This window comes from Arthrobacter sp. 05N429 (assembly GCF_056397045.1).
Genome location: NZ_JBFTMQ010000003.1, coordinates 336,662 through 360,549, shown reverse-complemented (window position 1 = coordinate 360,549; position 23,888 = coordinate 336,662). Strand labels below are relative to the sequence as shown.

19 protein-coding genes are annotated in these 23,888 nt (G+C 67.0%); 13 read left to right on the top strand and 6 right to left on the bottom strand.

Annotated features, from left to right (window positions below):
* Nucleotides 1-150: 150 nt before the first annotated feature.
* The 5 genes from AC1DF4_RS08590 (at nt 151) to AC1DF4_RS08570 (ending at nt 4,050) form a co-directional block, all read left to right on the top strand.
* Nucleotides 151-1,020 (top strand): universal stress protein, encoded by an 870-nt coding sequence (locus tag AC1DF4_RS08590; RefSeq protein ID WP_476912464.1) that lies wholly within the window; start codon nt 151-153, stop codon nt 1,018-1,020.
* A gap of 103 nt (nt 1,021-1,123) precedes the next feature.
* The gene (locus AC1DF4_RS08585) at nt 1,124-1,807 is read left to right on the top strand and encodes a hypothetical protein (protein WP_476912463.1); all 684 of its coding nucleotides are present in this window, start codon (nt 1,124-1,126) and stop codon (nt 1,805-1,807) included.
* A gap of 181 nt (nt 1,808-1,988) precedes the next feature.
* Nucleotides 1,989-3,203, top strand: coding sequence for an inorganic phosphate transporter (locus tag AC1DF4_RS08580; protein WP_476912462.1), 1,215 nt, complete (start codon nt 1,989-1,991; stop codon nt 3,201-3,203).
* Complete coding sequence (locus AC1DF4_RS08575; RefSeq protein WP_476912461.1) at nt 3,203-3,424, top strand: hypothetical protein; 222 nt, start codon at nt 3,203-3,205, stop codon at nt 3,422-3,424. The genes AC1DF4_RS08580 and AC1DF4_RS08575 overlap by 1 nt, the downstream gene beginning before the upstream one ends.
* A 74-nt stretch (nt 3,425-3,498) precedes the next feature.
* A complete protein-coding gene (locus AC1DF4_RS08570; RefSeq protein WP_476912460.1) occupies nt 3,499-4,050 on the top strand; it encodes a dihydrofolate reductase family protein in 552 nt (183 codons plus the stop codon).
* 48 nt (nt 4,051-4,098) lie between these two features.
* Here the strand turns inward: AC1DF4_RS08570 and AC1DF4_RS08565 are convergent, their stop codons facing one another.
* On the bottom strand, nt 4,099-4,560 hold the full coding sequence (locus AC1DF4_RS08565; RefSeq protein WP_476912459.1) for a hotdog fold thioesterase: 462 nt from the start codon (nt 4,558-4,560) through the stop codon (nt 4,099-4,101).
* Between the two features lie 217 nt (nt 4,561-4,777).
* On the opposite strand from AC1DF4_RS08565, the gene polA reads away from it, so the two are divergent.
* The 3 genes from polA to rpsA all read left to right on the top strand — a co-directional run bounded on the left by polA (nt 4,778) and on the right by rpsA (nt 10,498).
* Complete coding sequence (gene polA, locus AC1DF4_RS08560; protein WP_476912458.1) at nt 4,778-7,471, top strand: DNA polymerase I; 2,694 nt, start codon at nt 4,778-4,780, stop codon at nt 7,469-7,471.
* 48 nt (nt 7,472-7,519) lie between these two features.
* On the top strand, nt 7,520-8,809 hold the full coding sequence (locus AC1DF4_RS08555) for a GNAT family N-acetyltransferase (protein ID WP_476912457.1): 1,290 nt from the start codon (nt 7,520-7,522) through the stop codon (nt 8,807-8,809).
* Between the two features lie 213 nt (nt 8,810-9,022).
* Nucleotides 9,023-10,498 carry a 30S ribosomal protein S1 gene (gene rpsA, locus AC1DF4_RS08550; RefSeq protein ID WP_224046436.1) on the top strand — a complete coding sequence of 492 codons (1,476 nt, stop codon included), beginning with the start codon at nt 9,023-9,025 and terminating at the stop codon, nt 10,496-10,498.
* A gap of 630 nt (nt 10,499-11,128) precedes the next feature.
* Here the strand turns inward: rpsA and AC1DF4_RS08545 are convergent.
* Complete coding sequence (locus tag AC1DF4_RS08545; RefSeq protein ID WP_476912456.1) at nt 11,129-11,653, bottom strand: GNAT family N-acetyltransferase; 525 nt, start codon at nt 11,651-11,653, stop codon at nt 11,129-11,131.
* Nucleotides 11,637-12,338 carry an IMPACT family protein gene (locus AC1DF4_RS08540; RefSeq protein WP_476912455.1) on the bottom strand — a complete coding sequence of 234 codons (702 nt, stop codon included), beginning with the start codon at nt 12,336-12,338 and terminating at the stop codon, nt 11,637-11,639. Before AC1DF4_RS08540 ends, AC1DF4_RS08545 begins: the two co-directional genes overlap by 17 nt.
* Before the next feature lie 22 nt (nt 12,339-12,360).
* Between AC1DF4_RS08540 and coaE the strand changes: the two genes are divergently transcribed.
* The 4 genes from coaE to AC1DF4_RS08520 all read left to right on the top strand — a co-directional run bounded on the left by coaE (nt 12,361) and on the right by AC1DF4_RS08520 (nt 18,406).
* Nucleotides 12,361-13,638: a dephospho-CoA kinase gene (gene coaE, locus AC1DF4_RS08535; protein ID WP_476912454.1), complete on the top strand. Its 1,278-nt coding sequence runs from the start codon at nt 12,361-12,363 to the stop codon at nt 13,636-13,638.
* A gap of 40 nt (nt 13,639-13,678) precedes the next feature.
* The gene (uvrB, locus tag AC1DF4_RS08530; protein ID WP_476912453.1) at nt 13,679-15,760 is read left to right on the top strand and encodes an excinuclease ABC subunit UvrB; all 2,082 of its coding nucleotides are present in this window, start codon (nt 13,679-13,681) and stop codon (nt 15,758-15,760) included.
* A gap of 177 nt (nt 15,761-15,937) precedes the next feature.
* Entirely contained in the window at nt 15,938-16,966 is a 1,029-nt protein-coding gene (locus AC1DF4_RS08525; RefSeq protein WP_476912452.1) for a TerC family protein, read from the top strand.
* 27 nt (nt 16,967-16,993) lie between these two features.
* Complete coding sequence (locus AC1DF4_RS08520) at nt 16,994-18,406, top strand: MFS transporter (RefSeq protein ID WP_476912451.1); 1,413 nt, start codon at nt 16,994-16,996, stop codon at nt 18,404-18,406.
* A 39-nt stretch (nt 18,407-18,445) separates the two neighbouring features.
* Here the strand turns inward: AC1DF4_RS08520 and AC1DF4_RS08515 are convergent, their stop codons facing one another.
* The 3 genes from AC1DF4_RS08515 to AC1DF4_RS08505 all read right to left on the bottom strand — a co-directional run bounded on the left by AC1DF4_RS08515 (nt 18,446) and on the right by AC1DF4_RS08505 (nt 22,943).
* Nucleotides 18,446-19,720 carry an alpha/beta fold hydrolase gene (locus AC1DF4_RS08515; protein WP_476912537.1) on the bottom strand — a complete coding sequence of 425 codons (1,275 nt, stop codon included), beginning with the start codon at nt 19,718-19,720 and terminating at the stop codon, nt 18,446-18,448.
* A gap of 121 nt (nt 19,721-19,841) precedes the next feature.
* The gene (locus AC1DF4_RS08510; RefSeq protein ID WP_476912450.1) at nt 19,842-20,339 is read right to left on the bottom strand and encodes an N-acetyltransferase family protein; all 498 of its coding nucleotides are present in this window, start codon (nt 20,337-20,339) and stop codon (nt 19,842-19,844) included.
* A gap of 57 nt (nt 20,340-20,396) precedes the next feature.
* Nucleotides 20,397-22,943, bottom strand: coding sequence for a DEAD/DEAH box helicase (locus tag AC1DF4_RS08505; protein ID WP_476912449.1), 2,547 nt, complete (start codon nt 22,941-22,943; stop codon nt 20,397-20,399).
* A 131-nt stretch (nt 22,944-23,074) separates the two neighbouring features.
* Here AC1DF4_RS08505 and AC1DF4_RS08500 point away from each other — a divergent pair, with 131 nt between their 5' ends.
* Nucleotides 23,075-23,854, top strand: coding sequence for a trans-aconitate 2-methyltransferase (locus tag AC1DF4_RS08500; RefSeq protein WP_476912448.1), 780 nt, complete (start codon nt 23,075-23,077; stop codon nt 23,852-23,854).
* The last annotated feature ends 34 nt before the right edge of the window (nt 23,855-23,888 follow it).

The following is a 23,888-nucleotide window of genomic DNA, read 5'->3' as shown; positions in this document are numbered from 1 at the left end:
ACGCGCGGCGCCCAGGGGGAGTGAGGGGCTTAAGGCCCTAACCCGGGGTCAGGGCCCGGCGCACACTGAAGCGACGGAGGCCCGCGGTCCATGCCGCCCCCATCATGCGATGCAGAATTGTCCGCGCCATGGAAAAGAGCAGGATTCAGAATGAACAAGCCAATCGTCGTCGGTATCAACGGATCAGCCGGAAGCGAAGCTGCGCTGACGTGGGCCCTGGAGCGGGCAGCCCGGGACAAGCTTCCGGTCACCATCATCCACGCCGTGGACGACCGCTGGATTTCTCCGGATTTCCAGTACCACGAGATCATCAGGCAAGCGGGCATGGACCTGCTCCAGAAAGCGCAAGCCAGTGCCGGCGATCAGGCACCCGGCGTGAAGGTTGACATCCAGCTTCGTCACGGCAGCGGCGGCTCCGTCCTCCGGGAGGTGTCCAAAGAAGCATCCATGGTGGTCGTCGGCGAACATGACAAGCACTGGATGGACGGCGGTCCGCTGACGGACCGTGCCCTGCAGATCGTCTCCGCCTCGGTAATCCCCGCAGCCGTGATCCCGTTGAAGCGCGGAGCCGGGGCCGCCGGCGTCGTGGTGGGTGTGGACGGCTCCGAGGAGTCGCTGCAGGCGGTCGACTTCGCCGCCGCGGAAGCGGACAAGGGAGGCGACCAGTTAACCGTGGTCCTCGCCTTCCGCAGGCCGGCCCGCTGGGTCGAAAACCAGTTGCCGAAGAGCGGCCTTGCCGAATCGATCCTCGAGGAGGACCGGATTGTCCTGGCGGAATCCGTCGCCGGGCTGGGCGACAAGTACCCGGACCTCGTGGTCCACCAACAACTGGAGACCGACACCGAACCCGCCAAGGCACTAATCGGCGCCGCCAAAGAGGCCCGGCTCCTGGTGATCGGCAGCCGGGGACGTGGCGGCTTCTCGCGGATGGTGCTCGGCTCCACGGCCCACGCCGTACTGCTCAACGTGCCGTGCCCGACCCTAGTCACGCGGGTGCACAAGGTAAAGCACGAGGACTGAAGGCCGGCACGGGCGGCGGTCACCAGTTGAGCCTCCTCACTCGAGGGGGCTCTCCCGCTGACCGGCTCTTGAGCCTGTCCGGGGCGGGTGGGAGGATGATGCAGTGGAGCCCTTCTTCGATTTCGTCGGCCACTTCTGGTGGCTCATCTTCCCGTTGAGCGGGCTGTTCGGCGGCTGGGCGCGCTCCTGGTCCAGGGCCAGCGAACGCCGGCACCGCCGCCGGGTGGAGCTCTACAAGCTCCGCAACCAGGCCGCGAAGGTAGAGCAGGCCAGCCAGGCCCAAGTCCGGCAGCTCATGGACAGCCATGACGCCGTCAACCGGCGGTGGCTCGACTACGAGCTTGACGTGGGAAAACTCATCGACTTTCCGGTCATGACCGATGTCCGTGAACCCCTGACCGTGGGTTTCCTCCGGGCGAAGCGGCTGGCCGACGGCCTGCGGCCGGAAGCCCCCGGGGACATCACGACGGCGGCGCGGCTGGCGGAGTACCGCGAGGCCGTCACCAGCTACGAACTGGCGTTCGACGTCGCCGAGCGGGAAGCCCGGCGGATCAAGGACAGCAACTTCACCGGACCGGAACGGGAGCGCCTCGCAACGGCCCGGAAGCTGCTGCGGATCGCTTCGGACGCCGGCGCCACACCGGCGGAACGGCAGACGGCGTACAAGCGTGCGCGGCGCGAACTGGACGGTCTGATTGTCCTGCCGGACGCCACCCTGGCCGCGCTGGAGGAGAAAATCGCCGGCATGATCGACGCCGGGAAGACGCCCGATCTGCACCACGGCTGATGGAAGGGCTGCTCATGGCCTTCTCCGGCGCTTGTTTTGCCCTGATGCCAATGCCCCGTACGCTTTAACGGGTCAGGCAACTTTGCTGAACGCCGCACTTCCTCCCGGTAGATCCCGGATGAACTATGCCGGCAGCGGGGAATGAAACCTCTGACCGTCGACTCTGCAGATTGGGCAACAGGTGGAAATCACCATCATGGTGGCGCTGGTAATAGCCTTGGCGCTTTTTTTTGACTTCACCAACGGATTCCATGACACCGCCAACGCGATGGCCACGCCCATCGCCACCGGTGCCATCAAACCCAAAACGGCTGTCGCACTCGCGGCGGTGCTGAACCTGGTGGGGGCTTTCCTGTCCACGGAAGTGGCGAAGACCGTCTCCGGCGGCATCATCAAAGAAGGATCGGAAGGGGTCCAGATCACCCCGGACATCATTTTCGCCGGACTCATGGGCGCCATCCTCTGGAACATGATCACCTGGCTCAAGGGTCTGCCGTCGAGTTCCTCGCACGCGCTCTTCGGCGGCCTGATCGGCGCTGCCATCGCCGGCATCGGCATCCACTCGATCAACTTCGAGAGCCTGATGCAGAAGGTGATCCTCCCCGCGATTTTCGCGCCGATCATCGCCGGGGCCGTGGCGTACCTGTGCACGAAGCTGGCCTACGCGCTGACTTCCCGCCATGACCCGGAGTCGGGCAGCAAGCTCACGCAAAAGCGCGGCGGCTTCCGCACCGGCCAGATCTTCACGTCCAGCCTCGTGGCCCTCGCTCACGGCACCAACGATGCGCAGAAGACCATGGGCATCATCACGCTGGTGCTGATTTCCGCGGGCACCCAGGCGCCCGGTACCGGTCCGCAGCTCTGGGTCATCACCTCCTGTGCCTTCGCCATCGCGATCGGCACGTACTCCGGTGGCTGGCGGATCATCCGCACCATGGGATCCGGCCTCACCGAAGTCAAGCCCGCCCAGGGCTTCTCAGCAGAAAGCAGCACGGCCTCGGCCATCCTCGCCTCCTCACACCTGGGGTTCGCCCTTTCCACCACCCAGGTGGCCTCCGGCTCGGTCATCGGTTCGGGCATGGGACGCCGCGGCGCCACCGTCCGCTGGGGAACCGCCGGAAGGATCGCGCTTGGCTGGCTCTTCACCCTTCCCGCCGCCGGCATCGTGGGGGCGCTCACGGCAATGCTGGTCCTGACCGGCGTCGTCGGCGTCGTTATCGCCGCGGTGGCCGGCACGGGTGCGGTGCTATACATGTTCTTCCGCTCCAAAAAATCCCAGGTGGGGCACCACAACGCTGTCGCGGTCGAGGAAGCCGGCCAGGCTGTGCGGTTCCGCAAAAAGAAGAAAGCCGTGTCTGTCAGCAGGGCCAAGGACGAGCCGAAGGGCGGACTGTAATGAAGTGGCTGGAACTTATCCAGGTGGCGGGCGCAACGCTCGTCGCGGCGGTGACCGTCGTGGTGCTGTACTCCCTCGGGGTCCGTCTCACTGCCATCGCCGGCGACGTGAGCGAAAGGAAGCCGACCTGGGTGCGGCCGCTCGCTTACGTGTGCTTCGGCCTGTGCGGCCTGGCCGTGCTGTTCGGGCTTTACCTGATCATTCCGTACTTCAGCAAATAGCCGGAACGGCGCCGGCCTGCCCCGCTGCTTTCCGCAGGATGGGCACCCCGGCAGGAATTGGCTAGGCTGGGACCATGCCTGGTTTCCAGTATTTTGTGGCGTCCTCGCTGGACGGATTCATCGCCACCGGCGACGACAATCTGGACTGGTTGCTCCAGTTCGACGGTTTCGCCGGCGGCCAGGAAAGCTACGACGGCTTCATGGCGGAGGTCGGCTGCATCGTCATGGGCGGCGACACCTATGCGTGGCTGCAGAAACACGAACCGGACAACTGGCCGTATCCCGCCACGCCATGCTGGGTGTTTACCCACCACGAGCACTCAGCCCCCAAAGGCGCGGACGTGACATTCGTGCGCGGGCCGGTGGCCGAATTCGTCGAGGACCTCAAAGCCGACGCGGGAGACAAGAACGTCTGGATCGTCGGCGGCGGAGTCCTTGCTGCCCAATTCGCGGACGCCGGAGCGCTCGACGAGATCATCATCTCGATCATTCCCGTGGTGCTGGGCAGCGGCAAGGCGGTACTGCCGATGTCGAGGCCGACGCCGCCGCTGGAGTTGCTCTCCTCGCACGCCATGGGCCGGGGCATCGTGGAGCTGCGCTACCGCCTCGGTGGCAGCCCCGCCTAGTGCCATGGGCGCTCCGGCGCCTGCGGGTGTGTCGAGCCTGTGTCCTGCCTAAGCGATGTCTCGGATCAGATTGGTGATGCGCGCCGTGGACAGCCGGCGGCCCAGCTCGTCCGTCATGACGATCTCGTGCGTGGTGAGGGTCCGGCCGAGGTGGATTGCCGTGCAGGTCCCGGTCACAGTGCCCGAGGTGATGGCCCGGTGATGAGTGGCGCTGACGTCGATCCCCAGTGCCTGCCGCCCCGGCCCGGCGTGCATTCCGGCGGCGAAGGAACCCAGGGTCTCGGCCAGGACCACGTGGGCGCCGCCGTGCAGGATCCCGGCCACCTGGGTGTTGCCTTCCACCGGCATGGTGCCAACTGTCCGCTCGGGACTCATCTCCAGGAAATGGATCCCCATCTTCACCACCAGGGCGCCCACGCCGTATTGCCCCAGCCATTCATGCATTTCCTCGGGAACCCCGGCAGCCGCCAGCTCGGCCGCGTAGGGGCCCGGCGTGAAATTGTCCGTCATGGGAACTAGGCTGGCACCTGTGAGCGAAACTACCAAACCGGCCACTGCCCCCCATGCTGCTGCCCTCGATTCTGCGGCCCTGAATTCTACTGCCCCCCTTTCTGCAGACACCGCGGTAGACCTACTCCCGGCAACTGAGACCGCAGCGGCGGCTGCGGCCAAGCCCGCCCGGAAGTCCAGCCGGGCCGCCGAGTCGGTATCCGCCACTGAGGCGCCCGTGATTCCGATCACGGACCAGCCCCGCCTCCTCGTCCTGGACGGGCACTCCATGGCGTTCCGGGCGTTCTTCGCCCTGCCCGCGGACAAGTTCTCCACCGCCACGGGGCAGCACACCAACGCGATCCACGGCTTCACGTCCATGCTCATCAACCTGATCAAGGAGCAGAAGCCCACGCACGTCGCCGTGGCCTTTGACGTCTCCGACGACACCACACACCGCAAGGCCGAGTACAGCGACTACAAGGGCGGACGCAACGAAACCCCCCGTGAGATGAGCGGCCAGATTGATCTCATCGACAAAGTCATGGGCGCCTGGGGCATCAAGACCATCAAGATGCCCGGCTATGAGGCTGATGACATCCTGGCCACCCTCGCCGCCATGGGCGAGAAAGCAGGTTTCGAGGTCCTGCTCGTCTCCGGCGACCGGGACGCCTTCCAGCTGATCACGGACAACGTTTTTGTGCTGTACCCCAGGAAGGGCGTCAGCGACATTCCCCGGATGGATGCGACCGCCATCCAGGAAAAGTACTTCGTCAGCCCCGCCCAGTACTCGGACCTCGCCGCGCTGGTGGGGGAGTCCGCGGACAACCTCCCCGGTGTTCCCGGCGTCGGCCCCAAGACGGCCGCCAAGTGGATCAACCTGTACGGCGGGCTGGAGGGTGTCCTGGAGAATCTTGACGCGATCGGCGGAAAGGTGGGCGACTCCCTCCGCGAAAACGTGGACGAGGTCAAGCGCAACCGCCGGCTGAACCGGCTCCACACGGACCTCGACCTCCCGGTGACCCTGGACGAGCTCGCGGAGCCGAGGCCTGACCAGGCCGCCCTCGAGGAGTTGTTCGACACGCTCGAATTCAAGACCATCCGCACCCGCCTCTTTGCCCTTTACGGCAGTGAGGTTGCTGAAGCGGAACGGGAAAGCCTCGACACCCCGGACTTCGTGATCCCCTCGGGCGCCGACGAACTGGCCGCGTTCCTCGAGTCCGGGGCAGGCAAGCTTGCGGCCGTCGCCGTCGACGTCGTGCCCGGCCGGATTGGTGAGGATGCCGCCGCCCTGGCCATCGTCCATGACAATGGGGCCGCCTACATCGACCTCGCCAGCCAGGACGCCGCCGCCGAAAACGTCCTGGCCGGCTGGCTCAAAGACCCCGCCGCGGCCAAAGTCATGCATGGTTACAAGGCTGCCCTCAAAGCGCTCTCAAGCCGGGGTCTTGGCCTGGAAGGCGTCGTGGACGACACCTCGATCTCCGGATACCTCATCCAGCCAGACCGCCGCAGCTATGAGCTCGCCGAACTGGCCCAGCACCACCTCAACATCAGCGTCTCGACGGAAGCGGCCAAGGCCGGCCAGCTTGAGTTGGCGTTCGACGGCGAGGACGACGCCGCCGCTGCCGGCGCGCTGGTCCACGTGGGCGCCGTCATCAAGGCCCTCAGCCGGTACTTCGAGACGGAACTGGCCGAACGCAAAGCCCAGGACCTGCTGACGACACTTGAGCTGCCGGTCAGCCGTGTCCTCGCCGACATGGAACTCGCGGGAATCGCGATCGACATGGCACGTATGGACGAGCAGCTGGCGGACCTCGCCAAGGTGATCGACAACGCCCAGGAGCTTGCCTTCGCCGCGATCGGCCATGAGGTGAACCTCGGGTCACCCAAGCAGCTGCAGACCGTGCTCTTCGAGGAGCTGGGGCTGCCGAAGACCAAGAAAATCAAGTCCGGCTACACCACCGACGCCGCTTCGCTGAAGAACCTGCTGGAGAAGACCGGCCACGAATTCCTGGTCCAGCTCATGGCGCACCGCGAGTCCTCGAAGCTGCGGCAGATGCTGGAATCGCTCAAAAAGTCGGTCACCGACGACGGCCGGATCCACACCACGTACGCGCAGAACGTCGCAGCCACGGGCCGGATCTCCTCCAATAACCCGAACCTGCAGAACATCCCCATCCGCAGCGAGGAAGGCCGGCGCGTCCGCGGCATCTTTGTGGTCAGCGAAGGCTATGACTGCCTGCTGTCCGCGGACTACTCGCAGATCGAGATGCGCATCATGGCGCATCTTTCCGGCGATCCGGGGCTGATCCAGGCCTACAAGGACGGCGAGGACCTGCACCGGTTCGTGGGCTCCAACATCTTCCATGTGCCCACCGACGAGGTGACCAGTGCGATGCGCTCCAAGGTCAAAGCCATGTCCTATGGCCTTGCCTACGGCCTGACCTCGTTCGGCCTTTCCAAGCAGCTCGAGATCTCCGTCGATGAGGCGCGGACCCTGATGAAGGACTACTTCGACCGGTTCGGCGCCGTCCGCGACTACCTCCGCGGCGTGGTGGACCAGGCCAGGATCGACGGTTACACCGCCACCATCGAAGGGCGCCGGCGCTACCTGCCGGACCTCACCAGCACCGACCGCCAGTTGCGCGAGAACGCGGAGCGCATCGCCCTGAACTCGCCCATCCAGGGCTCCGCCGCGGACATCATCAAGCGCGCCATGCTGGGTGTTGCCGGCGCGCTGGACGAGCAGGGCCTGAAATCTCGCATGCTGCTGCAGGTCCATGATGAACTGGTCCTCGAAGTGGCGCACGGTGAGCGTGAGGCCGTGGAGAAGCTTGTAACGGAGCAGATGGGCGCAGCAGCTAAGCTGACCGTGCCGCTCGACGTCCAGATCGGCATCGGCTCCAGCTGGTACGAGGCCGGGCACTGACGCCTGCTTCGGTTCGGCAATTGGCAGGATTCCTAGGGGGAGAACTACGTGGCTGACAAGTATGAGATCCGGCGGTTCCGCGCGGTCGAAAAGGGCGAACCGGACTACGCGCGTGGCGTGGACTGGCTGCGCGGCGTCGGCGTCGGATTCTACGACGAGCGGCACAAGGACGAGTTCGTCGACAAGGTCATGGCCATGTACCTCGTGGACAACCGGGAGATGACGGGCGTCTACCAGACCGGGCCCGTCGCCGCCCATTCCCTGGCGGCCGATACCCCCGTGGCGACTTTCGCCACCCTGCGCAAACACCTCAACGTCGGCTACGGCCGGCAGCTCGAAGCGCAGCTGATCACGGCCGTGACAGTCCGCGGAACGCACCGCCGGCAGGGGCTCCTGCGCCGCATGATGACCGAGGACCTGGCCGCGTCGAAGGACGACGGCCTGGCCATGGCCGCCCTGACGGCCTCGGAAGCTTCGATCTACGGTCGGTTCGGCTTCGGCGTCGCGACGTTCGAGCGCAGCATCAAAGTGGACACCGGCCCGCGGTTCCGGCTGCGGCACACCCCGACCGGGACCGTGGAAATCGCCGACCGGAAAGTCCTGCTGGAACTGGCACCGGACGTGTTCGACCGTGTCCACCGGGTCACGCCGGGCTCCATTGTGCGGCAGGACGCGTACCGGCAGCGCAGCTCGGGAACCCTCGGCCGGGACGGCGCGGAGGACGACAGCATCAAGTGCGCCCTGCATTACGACGCCGACGGCGGCGTGGACGGCTATGTCGCCTACAAGTTCTCCGGCTGGGACACCAAGCCCTTCACCATGGAGGTCATCGACCTCGTGGCGGCCACCGATTCCGGCTATCTGGAGCTGTGGCAGTTCCTCGGCAGCATCGACATGATCCAACGGATCAGCTGGGCTGAAGCCCCCGTGGACGACCCCCTGACGTGGGCACTGGAGGATCCGCGCTGCATCGAGTCCAGCGAGGACGCCGACATGCTGTGGCTCCGGATTCTGGACACCGTCCAGGCCCTGGGCGCGAGGCGCTACTCATCCGACGGCAGCCTGGTGCTGTCCCTCACGGACACCCTGGGCTTCGCGGCCGGCACGTTTACCCTGTCCGTCAGTGGCGGGGAGGCAAGCGTTGTGGAAGCTCCGGAAGGCACCGAGCCAGGGCTGTCCCTCGACGTCGCGGACCTTGGATCCATCTATCTCGGCGCTGTCTGCCCGGTGACCCTGACCGCCGCCGGGCGCATCACCGAGCACGTCCCCGGGGCGGCGCTGACAGCGCGACTCATGTTCGCCGTCGAACGCGCACCGCACTGCCTGACGCACTTCTAGCCGGGTCCCCGCCGACCCGTTGCATCGTCCCGCTGCGCTTTGACCCCCGTTCACCAAAGCGACTAGACTAAACGGGCGTGCACTACGTGCGCGCATCTACAATCCACAAAATCAGGATGACCCGGCGTTTTGCCGTGTTCTGTGCCCGTGTCGCCGACGCGGGCGCAGCGGTTTGCCTGACCGACTAACTATCCACAACGGAGCCCCTACTACATGACCATCACCTCCACCGAGAAGCCCGGTACCCCCGTAGTCGCGATTAACGACATCGGTACCGCTGAGGACTTCCTCGCAGCAGTCGACGCCACCATCAAGTACTTCAACGACGGGGACCTCGTCGAAGGTACCGTCGTCAAGGTCGACCGCGACGAAGTTCTGCTCGACATCGGTTACAAGACCGAAGGTGTCATTCCCTCCCGCGAGCTGTCCATCAAGCACGATGTTGATCCCGGAGACGTCGTCTCCGTTGGCGATCTCGTCGAAGCCCTGGTGCTCACCAAGGAAGACAAAGAAGGCCGCCTGATCCTCTCCAAGAAGCGTGCTCAGTACGAGCGTGCCTGGGGCGACATCGAGAAGGTCAAGGAAGAAGACGGTGTCGTTACCGGTACCGTCATCGAGGTTGTCAAGGGTGGTCTTATCCTCGACATCGGTCTGCGCGGCTTCCTGCCCGCATCCCTCGTCGAGATGCGCCGTGTGCGCGACCTGGCTCCGTACATCGGTCAGCAGATCGAAGCCAAGATCATCGAGCTGGACAAGAACCGCAACAACGTTGTGCTGTCCCGCCGTGCGTGGCTCGAGCAGACCCAGTCCGAGGTCCGCTCCACGTTCCTCAACAAGTTGGAAAAGGGCCAGGTCCGTCCCGGCGTCGTTTCCTCCATCGTCAACTTCGGTGCCTTCGTGGACCTGGGCGGCGTAGACGGCCTCGTTCACGTTTCCGAGCTGTCCTGGAAGCACATCGACCACCCGTCCGAGGTTGTCGAAGTTGGCCAGGAAGTCACCGTCGAGGTTCTCGAGGTCGACCTGGACCGCGAGCGTGTTTCCCTGTCGCTCAAGGCTACGCAGGAAGATCCGTGGCAGACCTTCGCCCGCACCCACGCCCTCGGGCAGGTCGTACCGGGTAAGGTCACCAAGCTGGTTCCGTTCGGCGCGTTCGTTCGCGTTGAAGACGGCATCGAAGGCCTGGTCCACATCTCCGAGCTCGCCGTGCGCCACGTTGAGCTGGCCGAGCAGGTTGTCTCCGTTGGCGACGAGCTGTTCGTCAAGGTCATCGACATCGACCTCGAACGCCGCCGCATCTCCCTGTCCCTCAAGCAGGCCAACGAGGGCGTCGACGCCGAGTCCACCGAATTCGATCCGGCTCTCTACGGCATGGCCGCAGAGTACGACGAAGAGGGCAACTACAAGTACCCGGAGGGCTTCGACCCGGAGTCCAACGAGTGGCTTGAAGGCTACGAGACGCAGCGCGCCGCCTGGGAGCAGCAGTACGCTGACGCCCAGACCCGCTGGGAAGCCCACAAGAAGCAGGTTGCCCAGCACGCTGCCGACGACGCTGCAGCTGCAACGTCCGGCGAGAGCGACTCCGGCACCACCAGCTACTCCTCCGAGCCGGCCGCAACCGAGACCGGTGCAGGCACGCTTGCTTCGGACGAGGCTCTTGCCGCTCTGCGCGAGAAGCTGACCGGCAACTAATTGCCCAACGTTCCCGGGGAGGAGGCTCCCCGGGGCTTGGCAGTTGCCAGCTTGAAGTAACACCGTGAAAGTGGTCGTCCCCCAGGGGGCGGCCACTTTTCGTTTAAGGACATGCCCCGCGGCGGCCACCGCCGGGGCACATGCCCATTGGTGGGTACCCGCCCCACCGGACATGCCCAGTCCGGGACGCGGCCACTGGACATAAGGGAACTATGTCCAGCCCTGGGCCCGGACACGGCGCATGCCCTGCTTTCCCGGGCAGCCCGAACCGGGACGGGGGAGCATGTCCAGTCCTCCGGCCATTTGCGGCCCCGGGTCATGTCCAGCCGTGCGCGTCAAAGGTGGACAGAAGCGGACGACGTCGATCTCCGCACCGACTCGGCCGCCGCGGGACAGGCTCCTCCAGGGCCCGGTGGACCGGACCGGGGAACCCGAACGGCCAGCCTCGCGTCCAGGCACGTATATCGGGGGACTTGCGGATTGGTCCACGCACCCGAGCGTGGGACATGTCCAGTGGTGGGCGTAGCGGATGGGCAGAATGGGATGATGTCCATCGGTCGCAGCCAGGACGGGGCATTCCGGTTGGTGCCACGTGGCCGTACCTGGGACATGTCCAGTGGTGGGCCGCCCTCAGCGCAGCGGGATCTTGGCCTTGACCGGAACCGCGGCATCACCGGCGGCTTGGCCCTCGTCGAGCCTGGCGCCGGCGGAGCGAAGCAGGACCAGGGCCGCCGTGTTTCCTGCCGTTGTGTCGGCTTCCAGCACCGTGGCACCAGACGCGGCGGCCCGGTCGATCACGAGGCTAAGGGCCTCCCGGGCGATTCCCTTGCCCCGGAAGCTCCGGCCCAGCCAGATTCCGGTTTCCAACGTGCCTTCGCCGGTCCGTTTGAGTCGGATGGAGCCGGCCAGTTTCCCGTCGCAGCTGATCGCCCAGCTTTTCTGCTGCGCCGGCCCGTCGAGTCCCGCGGCGGCGTGGTGGTATTCGCGGAACCAGCTGATCCGTTCCGAATTCCAGCCGGCGGCGCTGCCCAGCGGAGGCGTTACCTCGTCGGCGTCGGCGTCCTGGATCGCGATGGTCAGGAGCTGCTCCAGGACCGCTTCGGAGACGTCGACGAGCCGGACCGGGGCGGGGGAGGGCTCAGCTGAGGGGGACATCGATCCACTCCGTTTCTCCAGGCAGCAAGGCGGCGGTGCCGGCTGACAATGCGGCGAGCCGGTCACCAGCCAAGGCCAGTCCCGCCGGGTCGTCCGGCAGGGCAAGCCTCAGAACAGTAGTCTGCGCCTCGTAACTGGTTTCGGCCATGACATAGCCCGCGGCGCGCAGGTCGTTCTCCAGCCGGCCGGCCGTTGCATGGGGGACCGTCACTGTACAGATCCGCAGCCGGCGCCGTTGCGCCAGCGGCGCCCGGTCCAGGGCCGCGGTTACAGATTCGGAGTAGGCCCGGACGAGTCCGCCGGCGCCCAGCAGGACTCCGCCGAAGTATCGGACGACGACGGCGGTCACGTCGCTGAGGTCCGCCACGCCGGGCGCAGTCTCGCGCTTCAGCAGCGCGTCGAGCATCGGGATGCCCGCGGTGCCGGACGGCTCGCCGTCGTCGTTGGATCGCTGGACGTCGCGGTCCGGACCGAGCACGAACGCGGAGCAGTGGTGCCGGGCGTCGTGGAATTCCTTGCGCAGCCCGGCGAGGACCGACCGGGCGCTCTCCTCATCCCCGGTGCGGTGCAGCACGGTGATGAAGCGCGAGCGTTTCACCTCGATCTCGTGCCGGAATTGCGGACCCGCGGCCAGCGTGGTGTAAACGGTGGCCCTGCTCTCCGGGGAAACCACGTCTTCAGGCACCGGATCAGTTTAGTCTGGTGGGGTGCTGAAAATCGGGTTGACGGGCGGCATCGCCTCAGGGAAGTCAGTGGCGGCCTCGCGCCTGCGCGAACTCGGCGCGGTGGTGATCGACGCCGATGCCTTGGCCCGCGAGGTGGTGGAACCCGGAACACCCGGTCTCGCGCGGGTGGTCGGGGCCTTCAGCCGGGCCATCCTGACTCCCGACGGCGGCCTGGACCGGCCGAAGCTTGGGGCCCTCGTCTTCGGCAACCCCGAACGGCTCGCGGTACTCAACGGCATCATCCACCCCCTCGTCCGGGAGCGCGCTGCCGCGCTGGCCGCCGGCGCCCCGAAAGGCGCGGTGGTGGTCCAGGACATCCCGCTGCTGGTCGAGACCGGCCAGGGCGCGAGTTTCCATCTGGTGCTGGTGGTCGACGCCCCGGATGATGTCCGTGTGCAGCGCATGGTGCAGCACCGGCACCTGACGACGGACGAAGCCAGGGCCCGGATGGCGGCCCAGGCCCCGCGTGAGGTACGCCTGGCAGCGGCCGACGTGGTCCTGGACAACTCGGGTTCCAAGGACGAACTTCGGGACGCGGTCGACCGGCTCTGGAAGTTCCGGCTGGCACCGTTTGCGGAGAACCTGTCCAGGCACCGCCTCGCACCGCGCGCGGGCGGGCCCGTGCTGGCACCCGCCAACCAGGACTGGCCGGCACAGGCCGGCCGGCTCATCGCGCGCCTGCGGGCGGCCGCCGGCGAGGACATTCTGGCCCTGGACCACGTCGGTTCCACTGCCGTCCCCGGACTCGCCGCGAAGGACGTGCTCGACCTCCAGCTCGGCGTGGAGGACCTGGCTGCCGCGGAGCGGATCGCCCCGCTGCTGGCCGACGCCGGTTTTCCCAGCTGGCCAGGGGTCCTCTCCGACAACCCCAAGCCCTCGCACCCGGACCCTGCCGACTGGTGGAAGCGGCTGCACGGCAACGCGGACCCCGGGCGGGCCGTCAACCTCCACGTCCGGGCCGTCGGGTCCCCGGGCTGGCGGTTTGCGCTCTGCTTCCGGGACTGGCTTCGCGACGACGCGGCAGCCCGGGCCGACTACCTGGCCGAGAAGCGCCGCGTCGCCAAGCTGCACGGCGTGGACAAATCCACTGCAGGCTACGCCGCTGACAAGGAAGGCTGGTTCACGGACTACGCCGCGCCGCGTTTGGACGCATGGGCCCGGCGCACGGGCTGGCGGCCGCCGTCGTACACCGCCCCCGAACCCGGGACCCGGCCGGAGGCGGACACGGACCGTACCGGCTCCGGTACCGCCCAAAGCTGAATCCGGGCATCCTGTCGCAGCCCGGCGGTAGATTAGGTACATGAGTCTTGCGCAGCAGATCAACCGTGTCGTGGCGCCCTTCGAGGTCATCAGCGAGTTCAAGCCGGCCGGTGACCAGCCGGCCGCGATCGCCGAACTGACCGAACGCATCAAGAACGGCGAAAAGGATGTGGTGCTGCTCGGTGCCACCGGTACCGGCAAGAGCGCGACGACGGCGTGGCTGATCGAGCAGGTGCAGCGGCCCACGCTCGTGATGGTGCAGAACAAGACCCTCGCGGCGCAGCTGGCCAACGAATTCCGCGAACTGCTCCCGAACAACGCCGTGGAGTACTTCGTCTCCTACTACGACTACTACCAGCCCGAGGCCTACGTCGCGCAGACGGACACCTTCATCGAGAAGGACTCCTCCGTCAACGAGGAAGTCGAGCGGCTCCGGCACTCGGCCACAAACGCGCTCCTGACCCGCCGCGACGTGATCGTTGTGGCCACGGTGTCCTGCATCTACGGCCTCGGCACCCCGGAAGAGTACATCGCCGGCATGGTGACGCTCCGCAAGGGGGCGGAAATGAACCGCGACGACCTGCTCCGGAAGTTCGTCTCCATGCAGTACGCCCGCAACGACATGGATTTCCACCGCGGCACGTTCCGGGTCCGTGGGGACACGGTCGAAATCATCCCGATGTACGAGGAGCTGGCGATCCGGGTCGAGTTCTTCGGCGACGAGATCGAGAACATCTACACGCTGCACCCGCTGACCGGCGAGGTGATCCGGGACGAGACCGAGATGTACGTCTTCCCGGCTTCCCACTATGTGGCCGGTCCGGAGCGTATGGGCCGGGCCATCAAGAGGATCGAGGACGAACTCGCCGAGCGGCTCCAGGCCCTGGAGAGCCAGAACAAGCTGGTGGAGGCGCAGCGGCTGCGGATGCGCACCACGTACGACCTCGAAATGATGCAGCAGATGGGGTTCTGCAACGGCATCGAGAACTACTCCTCGCACATCGACGGACGCGCCCGCGGAACCGCCCCGCACTGCCTCATCGACTACTTCCCCGACGACTTCCTGCTGGTCATCGACGAATCGCACGTCACCGTCCCGCAGATCGGCGCCATGTACGAGGGCGATATGTCCCGCAAGCGGAATCTCGTGGACCACGGCTTCCGGCTGCCCTCGGCGATGGACAACCGCCCCCTCAAGTGGGACGAGTTCCAGGACCGCGTGGGCCAGGCCGTGTACCTGTCCGCGACCCCCGGCAAGTACGAGCTCGGCAAGGCGGACGGCTTTGTCCAGCAGATCATCCGGCCCACCGGCCTGATCGACCCCGAGGTGATTGTGAAGCCCACCAAGGGTCAGATCGATGACCTGCTGGGCGAGATCCGGATCCGCACCGGGAAGAACGAGCGCGTCCTGGTCACCACGCTGACCAAGCGGATGGCCGAGGACCTCACCGATTACCTGCTGGGGCACGGGGTGAAGGTCGAATACCTGCACTCCGACGTCGACACGCTCCGCCGTGTCGAGTTGCTCCGTGAACTCCGGATGGGCGTCTTCGACGTGCTGGTCGGCATCAACCTGCTCCGTGAAGGCCTCGACCTGCCCGAGGTATCGCTTGTGAGCATCCTGGATGCCGACAAGGAAGGCTTCCTGCGCTCCTCCACCTCGCTGATCCAGACCATCGGCCGTGCCGCCCGCAATGTCTCCGGCCAGGTGCACATGTATGCGGACAAGATCACCGACTCGATGGCGCACGCGATCGACGAAACGAACCGGCGCCGGGCGATCCAAGTCGCCTACAACACGGAAAAGGGGATCGACCCGCAGCCGCTGCGGAAGAAGATCGCCGACATCACGGACCAGATCAACAAGGAGGACGCGGACACCCGCGAGCTGCTGGCCAGCGCCGGCAAGGCCCGCGGCAAGGGCAAGGGCGCGGCGAAGGTCCGGGCGGACGGCCTGGCAGCCGCGCCGGCCGAGGACCTGGTGGGGCTGATCGAACAGCTCACGGAACAGATGCATGCCGCCGCCGGTGAACTGCAGTTTGAACTCGCCGCCCGGCTTCGCGACGAGGTGGGCGAGCTCAAGAAGGAGCTGCGCCAAATGCAGTCCGCGGGGCACGCCTAGGGTAATGTTGGGCGGACGTAGGGGAGTATCCCAAGCGCTACGATCGTCAACACGCACGGCACAGATGCCCTGCCGGGCGTAGCGGGCAGCCAGGCAGTACCAGGTACGCGGTACCGGACACGCAGGCCAGTCGGAGAGACTTACACCGCACTGTCACACCCTGCGAAAGGTATCTTCGTGCCCGAACTTCCCGTCTGGTTTGAGATCGGCTCCTTTGTCGTCCTCGGCATCATCCTGGCCATCGACCTGCTGCTGGTCCTCAAGCGCCCGCACGAACCCTCCATGAAGGAGGCCGGCCTGTGGGTGTCCTTCTACATTGCCCTCGCCTTGGTCTTCGCCGGCGCCATGTTCGCCTTCACCGGCCCCGAGTACGGCGGGCAGTTCCTTGCCGGCTGGGTGACGGAATACAGCCTCAGCATCGACAACCTCTTTGTCTTCATCATCATCATGGCCCGCTTCTCGGTACCCCGTAAGTACCAGCAGGAAGTGCTGATGGTCGGCATCATCATCGCGCTGATCCTCCGCGGCATCTTCATCCTGCTCGGTGCCATTGTGATCGAACAGTTCAGCTGGGTCTTCTACATCTTCGGTGCCTTCCTGCTGTGGACCGCGTGGAAGCAGGCCCAGGACGACGGCCACGAGGAAGAAGACAAGGAAAACCCGCTCATCGCCCGGATCCGCAAGGTCCTGCCGATGTCGGAAAAGTACGACGGCGGCAAGCTCCGCACCGTGGTGGACGGCAAGAAGGTCTTCACGCCCATGCTGATCGTCTTCGTGACCATCGGCCTGACGGACCTGCTCTTCGCGGTGGACTCCATCCCGGCGATCTTCGGCCTGACACAGAGCGCGTTCATCGTCTTCACCGCCAACATCTTCGCGCTGATGGGCCTGCGGCAGCTGTACTTCCTCCTCGGCGGCCTGATGACACGCCTGATCTACCTCAAGCACGCGCTCTCGGTGATCCTCGCGTTCATCGGCGTGAAGCTGGTCCTGCACGCCATGCACGTCAACGAGCTGCCCTTCATCAACGGCGGCCAGCACATCGAATGGGCCCCCGAGATCCCCACCTTTGTCTCCCTCGGGGTGATCATCGGCACCATCATCATCGCCGTGATCGCCAGCCTGATCAGCTCCAAGGCCACGCAGACGAAGATCGACGACCGCCTCGAAGAGGACTCCCGCAAGAGCCTGAGCGACGCAGAGTAGGTCTTCCAGTTCGGCTAAGCTCGGACCGTGAAAATCTTTGACACAACAGCTGTGAACGGTACGGCGCTGGACCCGCAACGGGTCCAGCGCCGTACCGTTTGGGTGCTGAGCTCCGCACAGCTGCTCAGCGGAATCGGCAACGGCGCCAGCCTGTCCGTCGGATCGCTGCTGGCCGTCCAGCTCTCCGGCTCCAACGCCTGGGCGGGCTCCGTCACCACCACCATGACCCTCGGCGCCGCGGCGTCCGCCCTTCCGCTCGCGGGACTGGCCGGACGCCGCGGCCGGCGGGCTTCCCTGGTCACGGGTCTGCTCGCAGCCATGGCCGGCGCACTGCTGGTGATCGTATCCACGGTGACCGGCAGCTTCCCGGTGCTGCTGCTGGCCGCGGCCTTGCTGGGGCTCGGCACGGCCGCCAACCTGCAGGCGCGGTTCGCCGCCGTCGACCTCGCCGAACCTGAACACCGCGGCCGTTCCCTGGCGATCGTGGTGTGGGCGGTGACCGTCGGCGCCGTCGCCGGTCCCAACCTCATCCGCCCCGGCGCACTGGTCGGGGAAGCCCTCGGCCTGCCGGCCCTGGCCGGTCCCTTTGTATTCTCGTCGGTTGGTCTGGCGCTGGCCGCACTGCTGCTGATCGCCGGCCTGCGGCCGGATCCGCTGCTGCTCGCCGCCCGGCTCCGCTCCGCCGGGCAACCCCGCGCAGCCGGAACAACGGGAACAACCGGAACCGCGGCCGCCAACGCCGCGGCCAGCGGCGCTGCCAAAGGCACTTCCGGAGCCCGACGGCGGCACGGCCTCCGTCACGGGATGCGCGCCATCCAGGCCGCCCCGCGGGCCCGCCTCGCCCTCCTCGCCGTGATTGCCGCCCACGGCTGCATGGCGGCCGTGATGTCGATGACGCCCCTCCACCTGCAGCTGCTGACCGAGGGGCCTCTGGCCAACATGCCCTCCGGCCACGCCCACGCCGCCAGCACCGACGTCCTGGTCCTGATCGGATTCACCATTTCGCTGCATATCGCCGGGATGTACGCGCTCTCACCGGTCATGGGCTGGCTGACGGACAAGACGGGCCGGCTCCCGGTTATCCTGCTGGGCCACGGGCTGATCCTGCTGTCCGTCCTGGTGGCCGGCGTCGGCCAGGGCGAGCCGGCCCTGGTGACGGTGGGGCTGGTGCTGCTCGGACTGGGCTGGTCCGCTGCCACCATCGCCGGTTCCACCCTGCTCGCCGAGAGCGTCGGCGCCGATGACCGCGTCCTGGTCCAGGGCGTCTCAGACACCATGATGGGGGTCGCCGGCGCGGTCGGGGCAGGGTTCTCCGGACTGGTGATGAGCGGCGTCGGCTATCAGGGCCTCAACCTGGCGGCCGCCGCAGTCGCCGCGGCGGTGTTTGTGGCCGTCCTGCGCGCGGCGGCCGGGGGCCGCCGGCTCCAAATGGCAGCCTAACGGCCGGAGGGCCGGTGGCCGCTCAGGTTCGGACTCCGCCTAGGCCCGGACGGACCGGGTCAAGCCGAGCAACCGGGCGAAGATGCCCTCGCCGTCATCCGCGATGCCGTCATGGTGGAAGTCCGCCGACTCCCAGACCTGCAGGCCGCGGACGGCCGCGGCCGTCTCCAGCGAGAGGTCGCGGTCCACGTAGATGTCATCGCTGTACACGGCTGCGGCCACCGGAACGGTGTTGAGTGCGAGCTGTTCGGGATCGTACAGCGGCGGCCAGTCGTCCTTTTCGGCGAGCAGCCTGGCAACTTCTTGCAGCGGCCGGAGGGCGGGATCCTGCTCGAAGTACCAGGGGTAGACCATCTCGCCGGTGAGCAGCGGCTCGGGGGCCTCCGGGGAAAACTCCGGGAAGTCCTGCAGGACCCGCCAGGCGGCCCAGTCGGTGGACTCGCCCTGGCCGTAGATCGATTCGTGCATCAGCGCGTACAGCGGGTTGGCCGACCGGGACACGAGCCCGCGGACCTGTTCGAGGAAGGCGTCCGAGAGGCGGTCGCCGCCGGGCGTGCCGACGAAGGCGTCCTCCAGCAGGTGGTGCAGCGCATCCACCCGGGTGTTGCCGCCCAGGAAGGAACCCACCATCTGGAAGCGCTCCACGGTGAGGCGTCCGCCGTCGGGCAGGAATTCCTCAGTGTCGCGGAGGTGCCGGGCGATCCGGGTGACCGCCGCACGGTCCTCGGGATACCGTCCGAAATACTCGGCGTTGCGGGCTGCCACCCGCTGAAAGGTGGCCCGGTAGACCCGGTCTGCGGGGCCCGCAAGGGGGCCGAGCCCTCCGGTGATCAGGGCTTCGCGAAGGCCCTCCGGGGCGAAGGAGAGGTAGCTGAGGGCGCAGAAGCCGCCGTAGCTCTGGCCGTAGATGGTCCACGGCCCGGACCCCAGGGCCAGCCGGATGGACTCCGCATCGGCGACGATCGAATCCGCCCGGAAGTGCGCCAGGTAGTCCGCCTGGTCGGCGTCGTTCCCGCGCAGCGGCAGGGTGTTGCGGTCGATCGCGGAGGACAGGCCGGTCCCGCGCTGGTCCAGCATCAGGATGCGGAAGTCCTTGGCGGCGGCCTTGCTCCAGCCGCCAAGGGACGGCCAGCGGTTGCCGCGGCCGCCAGGGCCGCCCTGGAGGTAGAGCAGCCACGGGAGCCGGGCGGCCTCCTCCTCGGTGTGGTCCGTGGAGACGTATTCGCGGGCAAAGACGGTGATGGTCTCACCGGCCGGCGTGTCGCCGCCGAAATGGTCCAGCGGCACTTCGAAGTAGTGCTCCGCGGTGCGCATCCCGCGGTATTCGTGCCGTGCCTTGATGGTGTGGGGGACCGGCGGCCGCGCCGCCTCGAGCAGGTCCGCGGCACCGGATCCGGTCAGGGGCAGGTCGGCCGCGGGCAAGGGCGCAGGCAGGTCAGCCACGGGCTTCGGCCTTGCTGGCCCCAAAGGCTTCCAACGCCTCGCCGGTAAGGCGGAACGTGGACCATTCCTCCATCGGGCTGGCGCCGAGTTTCTTGTAGAAATTGATGGAGGGTTCGTTCCAGTCCAGGACGCTCCATTCGACGCGTGCGTAGCCGCGGTCCACCGCGGTCGCGGCCAGATGCTGCAGGAGTGCTTTGCCGTGGCCCTCGCCGCGGTCCTCGGGCCGCACGTAAAGGTCCTCCAGGTAGATGCCGTGGACGCCTTCCCACGTGGAGTAGTTCAGGAACCAGAGGGCGAACCCCCGGACATCACCGTCCTCGTTCTCGGCCATGGCGGCGAACACGCGCGGGTTCTCGCCGAAGAGGACCTCGCTCAGCATCTCCGGAGTGTTCCGGACGGCGTCCGGCTCCTTCTCGTAGATGGCCAGGTCATGGATCATCTGCAGGATTGCGGGGACATCATTCGCCGTCGCGGGCCGGATTACACTCATTGTTCGAGTTTACAAGTTGTCCGGGGCTGAAATGGCCCGCCCCACGTGCCGGACCGCCTAGAGCCGGTTCACATCCGTGACACGCACGACGGCGGTGCCGGTCTCGTCGGATGCCGCGAGGTCAACCTCCGCGGAAATGCCCCAGTCGTGGTTCCCGGCCGGGTCCTCGAAGATCTGCCGCACCTTCCACGTCCCGGGTTCCTCGGTGATCATCAGCAGGCCGGGGCCGCGGGCGTCGGGGCCGGTGCCGATGTCGTCGTGTTCGTCGAAGTAGTCATCCAGCACGTCTTCCCAGCGCTCGGCATCCCAGCCGGAACCGGCGTCGAGCTCGGCGAGGGCAGTCGCGTCCTCGTCCGCGAAGAGCTCCACCCGGCGGAACATCTCGTTGCGGACCATGACCCGGAACGCCCGGACGTTGGAGGTCAGCGACGGCGGCGGCGGCGGGGGAGCATCGTGCGGCGTCGGCGCCTTGCCGGAGGTGAGCTCCTCCCACTCATCCAGCAGGCTGGAGTCGACCTGGCGGACCAGTTCGCCGAGCCACGCGATGAGGTCTTCCAGGTCTTCGCGGAGGGCGTCCTGCGGGACGGTCTGCCGCAGGGCCTTGAAGCCGTCGGCGAGATAGCGCAGCACAATGCCCTCGGACCGGGCCAGTCCGTAGAACTGGACGAACTCGCCGAAGTTCATCGCCCGCTCGTACATGTCCCGGACCACCGACTTGGGCGCAAGCTCAAAATCACCGATCCACGGGGCGGCCCGGCGGTAGACATCGAAGGCCTCGCCGAGGAGCTCCGCGAGCGGCTGCGGGTAGGTGACCTCGTCCAGCATGGCCATGCGCTGGTCGTAGTCGATGCCGTCCGCCTTCATCGCGGCGACCGCCTCGCCGCGCGCCTTCTTCAGCTGCGCGGACAGGATCTGCCGGGGCTTCTCCAGCGTCGACTCGATCACGGACACGACGTCCAGGGCGTACGACGGCGACTCCGGATCCAGCAGTTCCAGCGCCGCCAGGGCGAAGGGGGACAGCGGCTGGTTCAAGGCGAAGTTGGCCTGCAGATGGACGGTCAGGCGGACCGTGCGGCCGTCCGCGCCCTGCTCCTCAGGCGGGATGCGTTCCACGACGCCGGCGGCCAGCAGTTCGCGGTAGATCCCGAGGGCCTTCTTCATGAGCTGCAGCTGGGACGAGCGCGGCTCGTGGTTCTCGGTGAGCAGGCGGCGGGCGGCCTTGAACGGATCTCCCGGCCGTTCCATCAGGTTCATCAACATCGCGTGGGTCACGGTGAAGCTTGAGGTCAGGGGATCCGGCACGGACTCCACGAGGCGTGAGTAGGTCGGTTCGCCCCAGGACACGAAGCCCTCCGGCGGCTTCTTCTTGACCACCTGGCGGAGCTTTTTCTGGTCGTCGCCGAACTTCGCTGTGGCCTTGGCCATCGCCTTGACGTTCTCCGTGACGTGCTCCGGGGCCTGCACCACAACGGTCCCGGCGGTGTCGTAGCCGGCCCGTCCGGCGCGGCCGGCGATCTGGTGGAATTCGCGGGAGTTCAGGAGCCGGGTGCGGACGCCGTCGTACTTGCTCAGCGCGGTGAGCAGCACGGTGCGGATGGGGACGTTGATGCCCACGCCGAGCGTGTCCGTCCCGCAGATGACCTTGAGCAGCCCCGCCTGGGCGAGCTGTTCCACCAGCCGGCGGTACTTGGGCAGCATGCCGGCGTGGTGCACGCCGATGCCGTGCCGGACCAGCCGGTTCAGGGTCTTGCCGAAACCCGCGGCGAAGCGGAATCCGGCGATCAGCTCCGCGATCTTGTCCTTCTCCTCGCGGGTGCAGACGTTGATGCTCATCAGGTTCTGGGCCCGGTCGATCGCCTCCACCTGGCTGAAGTGCACGACGTACACGGGAACCTGCCTGGTCGCGAGGAGCTCTTCGAGTGTCTCGTGGACGGGCGTCTGCTCGTAGTAGTAGTGCAGCGGGATGGGCCGCTCCACCGAACTGACGGTCGTCGTCGGGCGGCCGGTCAGTTCAGTGATGCCGGCTTCGAAGCGGCTGACGTCGCCGAGCGTTGCGGACATCAGCAGGAACTGTGCCTGGGGGAGCTCCAGGAGCGGTACCTGCCAGGCCCAGCCGCGCTGCGGGTCGGAGTAGAAGTGGAATTCGTCCATGATGACGGCGCCGAGCTCGGCGGCGGCGCCTTCGCGGAGCGCGATATTGGCCAGGATCTCCGCGGTGCAGCAGATGATCGGGGCGTCCTGGTTGACACCTGAGTCGCCGGTGATCATTCCGACGTTCTCCGCGCCGAAGATCTCGCACAGGGCGAAGAATTTCTCCGAGACGAGGGCCTTGATCGGGGCGGTGTAGTAGCTGCGCTGTCCGCGGGCCATGGCCTGGAAGTGGACGGCGATGGCAACGAGGGATTTACCGGAGCCGGTGGGGGTTGCCAGGATGACGTTGGCGCCGGAGGCGAGCTCCATGATGGCCTCGTCCTGGGCGGTGTACAGGGCCAGCCCGCGGGTTTCCGTCCACTCGACGAAGCGGGTGTAGAGCTCGTCCGGGTCGAGGCCTGTCCGGCCTGGGACCCGGGCGGCCGGGGCGGGGAGCTGATCAACAAGTTTCATCGCTCCCCAGCTTAGTGGCCGCCGCCCGGCCCCGGGCGCGCGCCTCCTTGGCCGCCGTCCCGGCCGGGGATAGGCTTCGGAGGTCGCGTCCTTTGCCGGTGGCTGGAGGAGCGGGAACTGGAGGAAACACCGTGAAATGGGATCCCGCCAAGTATGTGCAGTTCGGGGACTACCGGGACCGGCCGTACTTCGACCTGACGGCCCGGATCCATGCGGACGAACCCCGCCAAGTGGTCGACCTCGGCTGCGGTCCCGGGAACCTGACCGCCACCCTGGCCGAGCGCTGGCCTGCGGCTGAAGTCACCGGCCTGGACTCGTCCGCGGAAATGCTGGCCCGATCTGCGGTGCACACCCACCGGCTGCCCCACCTTTCCTTCGGCCTGGCGGACATCGCCGGCTGGATGCCCTCTGCCGGGACCGACGTCGTCGTCACCAACGCCGCCCTGCAATGGGTGCCCGGCCACCGGGACCTGCTGGCCCGCTGGCTCGCGGCGCTCAAGCCCGGCGCCTGGTTCGCGTTGCAGGTCCCCGGCAACTTCAACGCACCCTCGCACGCACTGATGCGCGGACTGGCGGAGTCCGCGGAGTGGGCGGGCCGGCTCGCCGGTGTGCTGCGCCACGACGACGTCGTGGGCGAACCGGATGAGTATTTGAAGATCATGCTCGACGCCGGCTGCGACGCGGACGTGTGGGAGACCACTTACTACCAGCAGCTCCGCGGCGAAAATCCCGTGCTGGAGTGGGTGCGCGGCACCGGACTCCGGCCGGTGCTGGCCGCCCTGTCCGCCCCGGACGCCCGCGATTTCGAAGCCGAATACTCGGCGCAGCTGGCCCTGGCATACCCGGCCGGCCCGCACGGCACCGTGTTCCCGTTCCGCCGGATCTTCGCCGTTGCCCGCAAGCGGGAATGACCCGCGGCCGCTCCTTCCGGACCGGTTCCAGCGG